At 76.0% G+C, this 810-nt stretch carries 1 protein-coding gene; it reads left to right on the top strand.

Translation table 11 applies throughout. The features are described from left to right. Window positions 1-363: 363 nt before the first annotated feature. A partial coding sequence (locus tag AE652_RS42370; protein WP_049661573.1) for a MarR family winged helix-turn-helix transcriptional regulator occupies window positions 364-810 on the top strand: 447 nt, incomplete at its 3' end.

Genomic DNA, 810 nt, shown 5'->3' on the forward strand with positions numbered 1-810 from the left:
CGCCCGCCCGGCCGACCGGCCACCGGGCGCGGGCCGCCGTCGCCCTGCTCGCCGCCGTCGCGGTCGCGGCCCTGCTCGGCGTGGGCCTGGCCTACGGGCTGCACGAGTACGTCGAGTACGCGGCCCGGGCCCTGCTGGCGCACGGCACCGTTTGACGACATCGATGTAGACCAACTGTTCGGGCCCGGGTATGGTGAGCCTCGGCTTGCGCGCGCGGGCCGTGCCGCCGTCGTCCGTCGACGGTCAGCCATCCGTCGGGGACCGTGTCCACCCGGTCCCGGGGCCCGGCGCTCCCGTGCGGATGCCACCCCTGTGGCCCCCGGCCCGAGAACACGGCGGCCTTCCCGGACGATTGGACCTGCTGTGTACGACGGGAGGACGGGGTCGACGAGCCCCTTCGAACAGACCGTCTACCTCCTGTCGACGGCCGGCCGGGCGGCCGACCGCCTGCTGGCCGACCGCCTCGACTCGCGCGGGATGGGCCGCGCCCACCAGAGGCTGCTCTCCGCGCTCGCCCAGCTGGGGCCGCACGGGCGCCACGACCTCGTCGAGCGCGCCGCCGCGACCGGGACCGACGCCGACCAGGCGCTGGACGACCTGCTGTCGGCGGGCCTGGTGCACTCCATGGTCGTCCACATCGGCGGACGGCAGGAAGTGCTGACGATCACCCCGGCCGGGCAGGCGGCGCTGGACGTGCTGCACGAGGACGCCTCCGCCGTCCAGGAGGACCTGCTCGCCCCGTTGACGAAGGGCCAGCGCGCCGAGCTCAACTCCCTGCTGCGGCGGGTGTGCGCGGCGGCCGGCCGCGGC

Origin of the sequence: Kitasatospora sp. MY 5-36 (assembly GCF_001182915.1) — a bacterium.
GTDB lineage: Bacteria > Actinomycetota > Actinomycetes > Streptomycetales > Streptomycetaceae > Kitasatospora.